This window comes from Pseudomonas sp. S37 (assembly GCF_016658545.1).
In the GTDB taxonomy this organism is placed as follows: domain Bacteria; phylum Pseudomonadota; class Gammaproteobacteria; order Pseudomonadales; family Pseudomonadaceae; genus Aquipseudomonas.
Genome location: NZ_JACVZC010000066.1, coordinates 1 through 13,302, shown reverse-complemented (window position 1 = coordinate 13,302; position 13,302 = coordinate 1). Strand labels below are relative to the sequence as shown.

Below are 13,302 nucleotides of genomic sequence, written 5' to 3'. Positions count from 1 at the left end.
AGATTCAGCGACACCCGTGCTGCCGGTCAGCGGATCTCGCTAGGCGATACCCCGTAGCGCTTGCGAAAGGCGATGGAGAAATGCGCCGGGCTGTAGCCCACACCATAGGCCACCGTGGACACGTTGCTCTCCTCCTCGCTGAGCATGCGGTGGGCCTCACTCAGGCGATGCTCCTGCAGGTAACCGAACACGCTGGTACCGAACACCTTGCGAAACCCGGCGGTGAGCTTGCGCGGGCTCATGCCGACATGGCTGGCCAGGCTGTTGAGGCTTGGCGGCTCCAGCAGCGAGCGCACCAGCAAGTCGCGGGCGGCATGCACCCGCTCCACGTCCGATGAGGTGATGCGCAGCTTCTGCTCCGGCTGCCCGCGCTCCTCCAGCAGGAACTGCGCACTGAGCGCGGTCAGCTCCAGGGCCTTGCCGCCCAGGTACAGCGAGCGGGTCGGCCCCTGCATCGGGCAGGTGGCGATCTGCGTGGCCAGCGCCTGCATCGCCCGCGGCGCGGGGCGCACCATCATGTAGGGGTCTCCACCGCGGGCGGCAAGGAGCTTGCGCGGGGCCATGCCCAGGTGGCGGTCGAGGGACTCCAGGTCCAGCTGCACGATGGTGTAGCGCAGCGGCGTGTCGGTGCCGTAGATCTGCGATGAGGTGAACTCGCCGTCGTTGACGATGGTGCACAGGCTGGGGCCGCGGATGGCCTGGGTGGCATGCCCCGGGATCCGGCAGGACAGTTCGCCGCTCTGCACCAGGATCAGCTTGAGGCCACGCTCGAGCGGGTCTTCGACCCAGGCTTCGCTTTCCGACCACAGGGTACCGGTGACCAGCGTCATGTGCGGCTCCAGGTAAACCGTGCCGGGCTGGTTGCCCTTGGGCTCGGCCTGCTTTTCGGGGTTGCTTGCGGCGATGATCGTAATAGTCATTGGGTTTTCCCTTTTCCTTGCGCCATTACGGGGGCGAAACGGTGATGACGGGAGGCTGGCGAAGCGTGCCCCCCGGTTTCAAGCCACTGGGTATTTCATCTAACGAAAAAGTCACGGCACCGAAAGCCTTGGCGTTGTGATGGGGTCGTCGATGGACAATGATAATAAATCTCATTTAGCCATTTGTAGCCAATTATTTCTACAAATAGGAGATTGCATGTCATCGCTCCCCGCAACGCCCCTGCCAGCGCCTTTGGCCGATAGCCCCGACTGGCCTGCCGAGTTCGCCGAACGTTACCGCCAGGCCGGTTACTGGCAGGACCAGACCTTTGCCCAGGCCCTGGACCAGGCCGCAGCCCGCCACCCGGCCGCCATCGCCATCAGCGACGGCCCCGTGCAGCGCAGCTACGCCGAGCTGGCACAGAACTGCCAGCGCCTGGCTGCCGGCCTGCGCGAACTCGGGCTGCAGGCCGGCGACAACGTGGTGGTGCACCTGCCCAACGGCAGCGCCTTCATTGAGGTGTGCTTCGCCCTGTTCCGCCTTGGGGTCAGGCCGATTCTCGCCCTGCCCGCCCATCGCCAGCACGAGATAGGCGGTTTTTGCGGGTTTGCCGAGGCGCGTGCGTACATCGGCTGCGACCAGCTTGAAGGCTTCGACTGCCGGCAGATGGCGCGCCAGCTGTGCAGCGACCACCCACACCTGCGCCACGTGGTGATCGACGGGGTTGCCGAAGAATTCACCCAGCTGGCGGCGCTGTACGCCGACCAGCCGCTGCAAGAGGACGTCGGCACGCCGCACGCCGTAGCCTGCTTCCAGCTGTCGGGCGGCACCACCGGTACCCCCAAGCTGATCCCGCGCCGGCACGCCGAGTACCTGTACAACGTGCGCGCCAGCAGCGCGGTGTGCGGTTTCGATGCGCACACCGTGTACCTGGCGGCGCTGCCCATGGCGCACAATTTCACCCTGTGCTGCCCCGGGGTGATCGGCACCCTGTTGGCCGGCGGGCGGGTGGTGTGCAGCCAGCGCCCCGACCCGGATACCTGCTTTGCCCTGATTACCGAGCAAGGGGTTACCGTAACCGCACTGGTGCCGCCACTGGCAATGCTGTGGCTGGATGCCCAGGTGCAGCGCCAGGCCGACCTGTCGAGCTTGCGCCTGCTGCAGGTGGGCGGCGCGAAACTGCTGAGCACGGCGGCAGAGCGCGTCACCCCGGTGCTGGGTTGTGCACTGCAGCAGGTGCTGGGCATGGCCGAGGGGCTGTTGTGCTACACCCGCCTGGGCGACCCCGAGGCGCTGGTGCTGCACACCCAGGGCCGGCCACTGTGCGGCGATGATGAAGTGAGCATCGTCGACGAACAGGGCCAGCCGGTCGCCGACGGCGAGGTCGGCGAGCTGCAGGTGCGTGGCCCCTACACCATCCGCGGCTACTACCGCCTGCCCCAGCACAATGCCAAGGCGTTCACTGCCGACGGCTTCTACCGCAGCGGCGACCGGGTGCGACGCACCCCCGAGGGCTACCTGGTAGTCGAAGGCCGGGACAAGGACCAGATCAACCGGGGCGGCGAGAAGGTTGCCGCCGAAGAAGTGGAAAACCTGCTGCTGGCCCACCCCCAGGTGCACGACGCCGCCCTGGTGGCGATGCCCGATGCCGTGCTGGGCGAGTCCACCTGTGCGTTCATCGTCGCCCGCGAGCCGGCGCCTTCGGCGTTTGGCCTCAAACAGCACCTGCGCAGCCAAGGGCTGGCGGCGTTCAAGGTGCCGGACCGCATCGAGTTCATCGCCCGCTTTCCACAGACCGGGGTGGGCAAGGTCAGCCGCAAGGACCTGCGCGACAGCCTGCGCCAGGCCTGGCTCGACGCCAACCGCGGGAGCCTTGCGCAATGACTGCTGAAGCGTTGGCCCAGGCCATGCGCTGGGTGCGGCCGTACCGGTTGTCGCCAATGCCGCGCTGGCGCCTGGTATGCTTTGTTCATGCCGGTGGCAGTGCGAGTTTCTTCCGCGACTGGGCCGCCGCCCTGCCGGACGAGATCGACCTGCTGGCCATCCAGTACCCCGGCCGCGAAGACCGCTTCGGCGAACCCTGCCTGACCAGCATGGACAGCCTGGCCGAAGCTGCCAGCCAAGCCCTGCGCGGCTACGCCGACCGGCCATTGGCGCTGTTCGGCCACAGCCTGGGCGCGGTGGTGGCGTATGAGGTGGCGGCGCGCCTGCAGCGCCAGGGCGTGGCCGTGGGGCACCTGTTCGCCTCGGCCCACCCCGCGCCGCAGTGCCAGCGTGGCGGGCAGCTGCACAGCGGCCCTGACCAGGCGTTGCTGGACGACGTGCAGCGCTTGGCCGGGCGGCCCAACCCGCTGCTGGCCGACCCCGACCTGCGCGGCATGTTCCTGCCCAGCCTGCGCAACGACTACCGCATTGTCGAAACCTATGGCCGCGCCGCCCCTACCCCCCTCGACACCCCGGTCACCGTGTTCTTCCCCGAGCAAGATCCCGAGGTGAGCCTTGACGAAGCCCAGGCCTGGCAAGCCGCCAGCCACCCGCCACTGCAACTGCGGCGCTGGGCTGGCGGGCATTTCTACCTGGTAGAGCAACGCCAGGCGGTGCTCGATGCCCTGGCGGCCGCCCTGCTCGAGCGCCGACCGCGCACCTATCCCGTTCCCGAGGAAGCCCTGCAATGAAAACCCCCGACGCTTGTGAAGGCTTGCCAGACATCCGTTTTGCCATCGACGCACTGGACCAGCAGATCATCGACCTGATGCGCCAGCGCATGGCCTACGTCAAGGCCGCCTCCCGCTTCAAACCCAGTGAAAGCAGCATTGCCGCACCCGAGCGCGTTGCGCAGATGCTGCCGCAGCGGCGCCAGTGGGCCGAACAGGCAGGGCTGGATGGGCACTTCGTCGAAACCCTGTTTGCTCAGATCATCCATTGGTACATCGCCCAGCAAGTGCTGTACTGGCGTAGCCAGAGGGCCCCGGCATGAACGCCTTCAGCCACCCTGAACACCACCTGGCCGAACTGACCGAGGTGTTCGAACGCGCCCGCCAACGCGCTGCCGTACTCGGCACACCCGTGCTGGCCAGCCATGCCTGGGCCATCGCCGACATGGACTTGCTGGCGCTGTTCCGCCAGGCCGACCGGCCCGGTGCCGATGCGGTGTTCTGGCGCGACGCCGGCGGCGCGCGAAGCCTGTTCGGCTGGGGCCTTGCCGATGCGTTGAACGCTACGGGCGCCCAGCGCTTTGCCAGCCTGGACACGCAATGGCAGGCCTGGCTGGACAGCGCAGTGATCCACGGCCCGCAGCCACCGCTGCTGTGCGGTGGCATGCGCTTCGACACCGAGGTGGCGCCCGGCAGTGCCTGGCACGGTTTCGGTGATGCTTCGCTGTGGCTGATGAGCGTGCTGGTGGTGCGCGAGGCCGGCCAGTGCTGGCTGCTGTGCCAGCAGCGCATCAACGCCACGGACAACCCCCGCCAGCGCAGCGAACAGTTGCTGGATAGCTGGCGCGCGCTGATGGACCGCTACCTGTCGCCGCCAGTAACCGCAACCGCCATCACGCACCTGCACGACCAGTGCCTGCCGCGCGCCGAATGGGAAGGCAAGGTGGCGCAGGCACTGCACACGCTGCATAACAGCGAACTGCAGAAAGTAGTGCTGGCCCGCGAAGTGGTCAGCGTGTACAGCGCACCGCCCAGCCCCGGTTTGGCGTTGACCCAGCTGGCCAGCGCCGAGCCAGCCGCTTACCTGTTCGCCTTTCGCCGCCAGGCAAGCTGCTTTATCGGCGCCACCCCAGAGCGCCTGGTCAGGCTGAACGACGGCCAGCTGCAGACCCTGGCGCTGGCCGGAACATGCCGACGCGACCCGGACCCGCGCCAGGATGCCCAGTTGGCCCGGGCACTGATGGACTGCGAAAAAAACCGCCATGAGCACGCCGTGGTGGCGCAGATTATCCAGCAGGTGCTGGCGCCATGGGCCGAGCACTTGCATGTGCCAGCTACGCCCTCGATCCAGCGCCTGAGCCGGGTACAGCACTTGAGCACGGTCATCGAAGGCCGCCTGCGGCCACCCGCCAGCCTGCTGCAACTGACCGCCGCCCTGCACCCGACCCCGGCCGTGGGCGGCCATGAGCGCCAGCAGGCGACGGACTATATACGCCGCCACGAAGGCTTTGACCGCGGCTGGTACGCAGCGCCACTGGGGTGGGTAGACGCCCGCGGCAACGGCGAGTTCATCGTCGGCCTGCGCTCGGCGTTGCTGCAGGGCGACCAGGCACGGCTGTATGCCGGGTGCGGCATCGTACGGTCTTCGGACCCGGCCAGTGAGTATGAGGAGACCTGCATCAAGCTGTCGGCGATGCAGCTGGCCTTGCAGAGTCGGGGCTGACAGTGCCCTGCCCTCGAGCACAGCCAGTTTAGACGGGCCAGGGGTTCGGCGGGATTCTCGCAGCGCCTGTGCGATCGAGCGCCGCCCGCGCGGCGCTTCGCGGCACAAGGCCTCCCATATCGCTCAAGCTTTTGTAATTTTGAACATGACTGTTGCACCTGCAGGTGGTTCATCCATCCGTTCGAGAGGGCATTGCGCCGCAGTGCAAGAATACACCTACCAAAGCAACCCAACCCACCTCTATGTTTTTCCTGAGAAACTCAGGTTGATATCCAAAAAACAAAAACTCATGAAACTCCAATATCCTCATGTAAGTAACCACAAAGAAAATATTATACAGAAAGCATAGACAGAACAGTCCAAACCCGAGATGAGGCCCCGAGCACTTGGTGCGCAAAACGAATGCAAGGCACACACTGAGCACGACACACGAAATGAATAGCCACGCCATCATCTGTCTCTCAGCTCGACTCTTACTTGGTCCCCCGTCAGCATATCTATACCAACTTCGAAGACTATAGAGTGAGTACTCATTGTTTTCACTGCTTGCGTTTTATCTGCCCTAATGTAGCGAAACAGCCTCCAAGCGCCCGGCCTCAACACTAGTCGCCCGAGATTATAAGCAGACAACCCGAGATCGAGCATCCCATAAGCCACGTTCCCGTCGGAGGCCGTTCCACCTGACGCTTTAGCCGCGCGCTGGTAAGCCTTTCGCACTGGGCCAACCGTGTCGCTACGCCCCCTGAATATATTCATTCCATTTTCATAAATATTGTTTGCACCGTGCAGCATCAATGGCACTCCGCCAATCAAGCAACCTACACCTAGAGAGAGCCCACACACTGCAGCACCGGTGCTTATTTGCAAAGCCCCTGCTGTCACACCCGCAGCCAGCTTCGAGCATTCCCAAACCTGAGTGAGCAGCTCGAGATATTCTTGTTCAAGAAAACCTTGCGCTTCTTCAGCAGAAATCCTACCCGCACCTAAGTCATCAATAACAGCTTTACTTGCATAGGCGACTTCTTGAATGAACTGAGCCCTGACTATGTCATCCCCGATAAGATGCGCACCTACCTCACAAGCATATTGAGTCAGACGAGCTGCCTGGCTACTTACCTCCCAGAAATCGTTACTCATATAGGCGCGCCCATCGTTCGCGTTCACAGGATGTCACCCCAGCTTGCGTAACCACTGGTATTAGCAATCAGATGGTGCCAGCCAATAAAGCCATAACGAATGGCAAGATACTCTTGAGGGTCCTGTGCATTCATCAGAACCGAGTGGGGCACTTCCATGCGCTGATCCACTAGAATAGCGTCTTTCAGATCTATTCGGAGGTAGCACTCATGCTTACCCGCATTGATGCGATACAGATTCAATCGACATTCCAGGACCTCTCGACTGGTCAATGCCTCAGCCAACAACGGCGTCGCCTTGTCAATATTTAGTTATCAAGACAGGACGATGGGTAGTCCGCTCGGTATTACCCATATTGGAAAGATTATGGCTAAATGAAAGCACCATGATTTCGTCGACATGAGCCTCTTGGCAACGATTGCCAATCGAGTCGATGGTGGAGCAGCCAGCAGAGATCAGCCCTTGACCCCGGCCCTTTATTGACAGGTATCCGTGATAAGCCATTTCACCAACTCCTTGTTAGAGAAGGCTTGAAAGCTAGAAGCTAAATATTCGTCTGTATGTAGGACCGTTCCGAAGTTCATGCGGCGTTTTGTTAGATGATATTTCGCATGAGCGTTTTGAGGCATCCGCTGTGAGCACCGGCCATCCAGCACAAGGGCCCAAGCCAGGCTCACAGACAGCAGCGTCTCAATACCTGCGTTTCCAGCGATCACAGCGACAGTGAAATGCGCCCTCGTCAGCCCAGCACCTCACGGCTGTGCTGGCCGTCGACCAGGCGTTGCAGGCCCAGGGGGTTGGCGTTTTTCAGGGCATCGGGGAGCAACGCGTCCGGGTAGTCCTGGTAGCACACCGGGCGCAAGAAGCGGTCGATGGCCAGGGTGCCGACCGAGGTGCCACGGGCATCGGAGGTGGCCGGGTATGGCCCGCCATGCACCATCGCATCGCATACTTCAACGCCGGTCGGGTAGCCGTTGACCAACAGGCGCCCGGCCTTGCGCTGCAACACCGGCACCAGCGCGGCGAAGCGCTGGAAGTCTTCCGGCTCGGCAATCAAGGTGGCGGTCAGCTGCCCGTGCAGCGCTTGCAAGGCGCGGCGCAGTTCGGCTTCGTCGGCCACTTCGACCACCACCGTGGCAGGCCCGAAAACTTCCTCTTGCAGCAGCTCGTCACCGTTGAGCAGCAGGCTCACGTCGGCCTGGAACAGCTGAGCGTGGGCCTGGTCGCCGGCCTGCTCGGCACCGGCCAGATGGCGCACGCCCGGGTGCTGGTGCAGGCGCTGCACGCCGCTGGCATAGCTGCGCAAGGTACCGGCATTGAGCATGGTCTGCGCAGGCTGGTCCGCCAATTGCGCAGCCAGTACCGCGACGAAGGTGCTGAACGCCTCGCCGGCGATCCCGATAACCAACCCCGGGTTGGTGCAGAACTGCCCGCAGCCCAGCACTACCGAGGCGGCCAGCTCCTTGGCCACCTGCTCGCCACGGGCCTGCAAAGCCGCTGGCAACACCAGCACCGGGTTGATGCTGCTCATTTCCGCGAACACCGGGATCGGCTGCGGGCGCGCTGCGGCCAGGTCGCACAGGGCGCGGCCGCCTTTGAGCGAACCGGTAAAGCCGACCGCCTGAATGGCCGGGTGACGCACCAGCGCTTCGCCGACACCGGCGCCGTAGACCATGTTGAACACACCCGCGGGCATGCCGGTGGCGACCGCCGCACGCTCGATGGCTTCGGCCACCTGCTCGGCCGTGGCCATGTGGCCGCTGTGCGCCTTGACCACCACCGGGCAACCGGCCGCCAGCGCTGCGGCAGTGTCGCCACCGGCGGTGGAGAAGGCCAACGGGAAGTTGCTGGCGCCGAACACGGCAACCGGGCCTACACCGGTACGGTACTGGCGCAGGTCCGGGCGTGGCAGCGGCTGGCGCTGTGGCTGCGCGCGGTCGATGCGCGCCTCCAGGTAGTCGCCACGGCGCAGTACCTTGGCGAACAGGCGCATCTGGTTGCTGGTACGGCCACGCTCGCCCTGGATGCGACCAGCCGGCAGCGCGGTCTCGCGGCACACGGTGGCGACGAAGGTATCGTCCAGCGCGTCCAGCTGGTCGGCAATGGCATCCAGAAACTGCGCACGGCGTTCGGGGGCCATGGCGTTGTACTCGGCAAATGCCGACTCGGCGGCCTGGGCGGCGGCGGCCACTTCCTCAGGGGTGGCCTGGGTGAAGGCTACCGGCAAGGCTTCGCCGGTACGTGCGTCGAGGCTGTGCAGGCGCACGCTGCCGGCAGCGCTGCGCTGGCCGCCGATGAAGTTGCTTCCAGACATGGTTGACTCCTGTAATAAAGAAAAAGGCACTGCATGCAGGCCCCTTGTAGGAGCGGGTTCACCCGCGAATGCGGCGGTAAAGCCAGCATCGCATTCGCGGGTGAACCCGCTCCTACAAGGTCCGAGAAAGGCTGGGTGATCTGCTACAGGCTTTTCACCAACCCCGGGCGAACCTGCCCGGGCGCGGCGGCAATGCCGTTGCGCAGCGGCTGGCCAAAGGCGTCGAGGCTGACCTCGAAGGTGTCCCCCGGGCGCGCCTGGATGCCGTCGGCAAACGACAGCGTGGCGGTGCCGAAGTAATGCACATGGATATCGCCAGCCCGCAGGAACTGGTCGTACTTGAAGTGGTGGAATTCAAGGTTCTCGAAGCTGTGGCACATGTTCTGCTCACCCGACAAAAACGGCTTGCTCCACAGCACCTGGCCATCGCGCAGGATGCGGCTGGTGCCTTGCAGATGGGCCGGCAATGCACCCAGGCGCAGCTCGGGGCCGAAGCTGCAGGCGCGCAGTTTGGAATGCGCCAGGTACAGGTAGTTGCGCCGCTCCATCACATGGTCGGAGAACTCGTTGCCCAGCGCGTAACCCAGGCGGTATGGCGTACCGTCGTCACCGATCAGGTACAGCCCGACCAGTTCGGGCTCCTCGCCCGCATCTTCGGCAAAGGCCGGCAGCGGCAGGTCGGCGCCGGGGCGTACGACGATGCCGCCGTCGCCCTTGTAGAACCACTCCGGCTGCGCACCCTCCTCGCCCGCTGGCGGCCGCCCGCCCTCCAGGCCCCACTGGAACATGCGCATGCTGTCGGTCACGGCGCCTTCGGCCTGCTGCTGATGCATCTTGTCGCGGGTGGCGGCGCTGCCCAGGTGGGTCAGCCCGGTGCCGGTCACCAGGCAATGCGCCGGGTCCGGGTGGTCCAGCGGCGGCAGCACGCGGCCTTCAGCCAGCAGGGCCAGGTAGTCGTGGCGCTCGCCCAGCCCGGCGGCCTGCACTTCGCTGGCCAGGTCGCGGCCGGCGGCAATGGCCTGCAGGGCCAGCTGGCGGGTGCTGCCGGCGCCGTTCACTTCAAGGGCGTACTCGCCTTCCACCACGCCCACGCGGCGCTCGCCGCCAGCGGTTTCGAATTGGATCAATCGCATGCTTGTGCTCGCTTGTCGGTTGCAAAGATTAGCGGGAGGCTTCGGCCGCCCGTGAGGAAGCCAGGCGCTGGCGGCGCTCCAGGCGGTTGTACACCACACCCGTGAGCACTACCCCGCACAGCATCACCAGCGCCAGGAAATACAGGCCCGACGACAACTGCCCGGTGTGCTCCTTGAGCGCGCCGATGCCGAACGGGCCCAGGTAGCCGCCCAGGTTGCCGATCGAGTTGATCAAGGCGATGCCCGCCGCAGCGCTGGCACCGGAGAAGAACCGCCCCGGCAGCGTCCAGAAGATGGCCGTGCAGGAGAACAGCGCGAACGCCACCAGGCACAGCGCGGCCAACTGCAGCACCGGTACCGTCAGCCAGGCGCTGAAGAACAGGCCGATGGCACCCAGCGCGTACAGCAGGCCCAGGTGGCCGTAGCGGTCGTTCAGGCGGTCGGAGCTGCGCGGCACGATCAGCAGGCCGATGATGCCGAACAGGTAAGGCACGGCCGAGACAAACCCGGTGACCAGGTCACTGCCGCCAAACTGGTGGATCAGCGTCGGCAGCCACAGGCCCAGGCCATAGATGCTCAGGGTCATCGGCAAGTAGAACAGCGCCAGCAACAGCACCCGGCCATCCTTCAACGCATGCAGCGGGTTGCCATGGCGGGTCTGGCCGAACTCGCGCAGGTCGTTGGCCAACTGCTCCTGCAGCCAGTTGCGTTGCTCGTCGCTGAGCCAGCGCACCTTGGCAGGCCCGTCCGGCAGCAGGCGCAGGGTGGGCCAGGCCAGCAGTACCGCCGGCGTGCCGATGCAGATGAACAGCCACTGCCAGCCATGCAGGCCATAGATGCCTTCCAGCCCCAGCAACGCACCGGACAGCGGCCCGGTAATCAGCATGGCCAGTGGTTGCGAAAGGATGAAAAAGCCCAGGATCTTGCCGCGATGGCGCACCGGGTACCACTGGGTGATGTAGTACAGCACCCCCGGGAAGAAGCCCGCCTCGGCGGCCCCCAGCAAGAAGCGCATCACGTAGAAGCCGTTGGGCCCGGTGACAAACGCCATGCCAACCGTGATCGCGCCCCAGGTCAGCAGAATGCGGGCAAACCAGCGACGTGCGCCGAAGCGGTCGAGCAACAGGTTGCTCGGCACCTCGAACAAAAAATAACCGATGAAGAACAGCCCTGCGCCAAGGCCATAGGCCGCGTCACCCAGGCCGATGTCGGCGCCCATGTGCAGCTTGGCAAAGCCCACCGCCGAACGATCGACGTAGGCCACCAGGTAAAGCAGAACCAGAAAAGGGATGAGTTTCAGTGTGATCAGGCGGACGAGCCGCTGCTCCTGAATCATGGCGATGTCTCCAATTGTTCTTGTAATGGGCACAGCACCTGGCCGGGGCTTTTTGGCAGACCGCTAACCTGGCGAATCGATCATATAGTATTACTATTTAAAACAACAACCCTTCACAGATGCCTTTTTAGCCGGTAGAGTCAGCCACATAACGACAAATAGTAATACTAATTAGGTGTCCCGATCATGTCTGATAACAAACGCCCCCTGCGCTCCGCCCAATGGTTTGGTACCGCCGACAAGAACGGCTTCATGTACCGCAGCTGGATGAAGAACCAGGGCATCCCGGACCACGAATTCCAGGGCAAGCCGATCATCGGCATCTGCAACACCTGGTCAGAGCTGACCCCGTGCAACGCCCACTTCCGCAAGATTGCCGAGCACGTGAAAAAGGGCGTGCTGGAGGCTGGCGGCTTCCCGGTGGAGTTCCCGGTGTTCTCCAGCGGCGAGTCCAACCTGCGCCCTACCGCCATGCTCACCCGCAACCTGGCGAGCATGGATGTGGAAGAAGCCATCCGTGGCAACCCGGTGGACGCCGTGGTACTGCTGACCGGCTGCGACAAGACCACCCCCGCGCTGCTGATGGGCGCTGCCAGCTGCGACGTGCCCGCGATCGTGGTCACCGGCGGGCCGATGCTGAACGGCAAGCACAAAGGCAAGGACATTGGCGCCGGCACCATCGTCTGGCAGATGCACGAGGCCTATAAAGCCGGCCAGATCGACCTCAACGAGTTCCTCTCGGCCGAGGCCGGCATGTCACGCTCGGCGGGCACCTGCAACACCATGGGCACCGCGTCGACCATGGCCTGCATGGCCGAAGCGCTAGGCACCTCGCTGCCGCACAACGCCGCCATCCCGGCGGTGGATGCCCGCCGCTACGTGCTCGCCCACCTGTCGGGCATGCGCATTGTCGACATGGTGCGCGAAGACCTGCGCCTGTCGAAAATCCTTACCCGCGAAGCCTTCGAAAACGCCATCCGCGTCAACGCCGCCATCGGTGGTTCGACCAACGCCGTGATCCACCTCAAGGCGATTGCCGGGCGCATTGGCGTAGACCTGCAACTGGAAGACTGGACCCGCGTCGGCCGCGGCACACCGACCTTGGTCGACTTGCAGCCATCGGGGCGCTTCCTGATGGAAGAGTTCTACTACGCCGGCGGCCTGCCAGCGGTCATCCGCCGCCTGGGCGAGCACAGCCTGTTGCCCAACCCCGGCGCGCTGACCGCCAACGGCAAAAGCCTGTGGGACAACTGCCAGGCCGCGCCGCTGTATGACGAAGAGGTCATCCGCCCGCTGGGCAAACCGCTGGTGGCCGACGGCGGTATCTGCATCTTGCGCGGCAACCTGGCGCCCAAGGGCGCGGTGCTCAAGCCCTCTGCAGCCACCCCCGCGCTGATGCAGCACCGCGGCCGTGCTGTGGTGTTTGAAAACTTCGAGGACTACAAAGCGCGCATCAACGACCCCGAACTGGACGTGGACGCCAATTCGGTGTTGGTAATGAAGTACTGCGGGCCCAAGGGTTACCCGGGCATGGCCGAGGTCGGCAACATGGGCCTGCCCGCCAAGTTGCTGGCCCAGGGCGTGACCGACATGGTGCGCATTTCCGATGCCCGCATGAGCGGCACGGCCTACGGCACCGTGGTGCTGCACGTAGCGCCCGAGGCTGCTGCGGGCGGGCCACTGGCGGCGGTACGTGAAGGCGACTGGATCGAGCTGGACTGCAAGGAAGGCCGCCTGCACCTGGACATTTCCGCCGAGGAACTGGCCGGCCGCCTGGCCGACCTGCAAGCCCCGCCGCAGTTGATCAGCGGGGGTTATGCCAAGCTGTACCTGGACCATGTGATGCAAGCGGATGAAGGGTGTGACTTCGACTTCCTGGTGGGCTGCCGCGGGGCGGCGGTGCCGAAGCATTCGCACTAACCAACTCGCAACCCGCTCTCAGGGAGAAAACGTAACTCATTGATTTAGCAGGAGCCTGTGATATCCCTGTGGTATCCCTGTGGGAGCGGGTTTACCCGCGAATGCGATGGTGGGTCAACCGCCGCATTCGCGGGTAAACCCGCTCCCACAGAAACACCACAGGC

At 64.4% G+C, this 13,302-nt stretch carries 12 protein-coding genes; 5 read left to right on the top strand and 7 right to left on the bottom strand.

What is annotated here, in order from left to right; genetic code table 11:
* Positions 1-26: 26 nt before the first annotated feature.
* Positions 27-920 (bottom strand): helix-turn-helix transcriptional regulator, encoded by an 894-nt coding sequence (locus IAE39_RS18810; RefSeq protein WP_201205303.1) that lies wholly within the window; start codon positions 918-920, stop codon positions 27-29.
* 217 nt (positions 921-1,137) lie between these two features.
* Between IAE39_RS18810 and IAE39_RS18805 the strand changes: the two genes are divergently transcribed.
* Genes IAE39_RS18805 through IAE39_RS18790 form a run of 4 tightly spaced genes read left to right on the top strand, consistent with a single transcriptional unit; the run spans position 1,138 to position 5,298 of the window.
* Positions 1,138-2,805, top strand: coding sequence for a (2,3-dihydroxybenzoyl)adenylate synthase (locus IAE39_RS18805; RefSeq protein ID WP_201205301.1), 1,668 nt, complete (start codon positions 1,138-1,140; stop codon positions 2,803-2,805).
* On the top strand, positions 2,802-3,596 hold the full coding sequence (locus IAE39_RS18800; RefSeq protein WP_236548691.1) for a thioesterase II family protein: 795 nt from the start codon (positions 2,802-2,804) through the stop codon (positions 3,594-3,596). The genes IAE39_RS18805 and IAE39_RS18800 overlap by 4 nt, the downstream gene beginning before the upstream one ends.
* Positions 3,593-3,898, top strand: a complete 306-nt coding sequence (locus IAE39_RS18795; protein ID WP_201205299.1) for an isochorismate lyase — start codon at positions 3,593-3,595, stop codon at positions 3,896-3,898. Before IAE39_RS18800 ends, IAE39_RS18795 begins: the two co-directional genes overlap by 4 nt.
* Positions 3,895-5,298 carry an isochorismate synthase gene (locus IAE39_RS18790; RefSeq protein ID WP_201205297.1) on the top strand — a complete coding sequence of 468 codons (1,404 nt, stop codon included), beginning with the start codon at positions 3,895-3,897 and terminating at the stop codon, positions 5,296-5,298. Before IAE39_RS18795 ends, IAE39_RS18790 begins: the two co-directional genes overlap by 4 nt.
* 450 nt (positions 5,299-5,748) lie before the next feature.
* On the opposite strand, the gene IAE39_RS18785 is transcribed toward IAE39_RS18790, so the two are convergent.
* From IAE39_RS18785 to IAE39_RS18765, 6 genes are all read right to left on the bottom strand, one after another.
* A complete protein-coding gene (locus IAE39_RS18785) occupies positions 5,749-6,462 on the bottom strand; it encodes a DUF4225 domain-containing protein (RefSeq protein WP_201205294.1) in 714 nt (237 codons plus the stop codon).
* Positions 6,459-6,707: a type VI secretion system tube protein TssD gene (gene tssD / locus IAE39_RS30005; RefSeq protein WP_328825620.1), complete on the bottom strand. Its 249-nt coding sequence runs from the start codon at positions 6,705-6,707 to the stop codon at positions 6,459-6,461. Before tssD (IAE39_RS30005) ends, IAE39_RS18785 begins: the two co-directional genes overlap by 4 nt.
* A gap of 28 nt (positions 6,708-6,735) precedes the next feature.
* Positions 6,736-6,939 carry a type VI secretion system tube protein TssD gene (gene tssD, locus IAE39_RS30000; RefSeq protein WP_328825619.1) on the bottom strand — a complete coding sequence of 68 codons (204 nt, stop codon included), beginning with the start codon at positions 6,937-6,939 and terminating at the stop codon, positions 6,736-6,738.
* 235 nt (positions 6,940-7,174) lie between these two features.
* A complete protein-coding gene (locus IAE39_RS18775; RefSeq protein ID WP_201205292.1) occupies positions 7,175-8,749 on the bottom strand; it encodes an aldehyde dehydrogenase (NADP(+)) in 1,575 nt (524 codons plus the stop codon).
* Positions 8,750-8,892: 143 nt separating this feature from the next.
* Entirely contained in the window at positions 8,893-9,882 is a 990-nt protein-coding gene (gene araD1, locus IAE39_RS18770; protein ID WP_201205290.1) for an AraD1 family protein, read from the bottom strand.
* 28 nt (positions 9,883-9,910) lie between these two features.
* Positions 9,911-11,218 (bottom strand): MFS transporter, encoded by a 1,308-nt coding sequence (locus tag IAE39_RS18765; protein WP_201205288.1) that lies wholly within the window; start codon positions 11,216-11,218, stop codon positions 9,911-9,913.
* 186 nt (positions 11,219-11,404) lie between these two features.
* Here IAE39_RS18765 and IAE39_RS18760 point away from each other — a divergent pair, with 186 nt between their 5' ends.
* Positions 11,405-13,138: an IlvD/Edd family dehydratase gene (locus IAE39_RS18760; RefSeq protein ID WP_201205286.1), complete on the top strand. Its 1,734-nt coding sequence runs from the start codon at positions 11,405-11,407 to the stop codon at positions 13,136-13,138.
* The last annotated feature ends 164 nt before the right edge of the window (positions 13,139-13,302 follow it).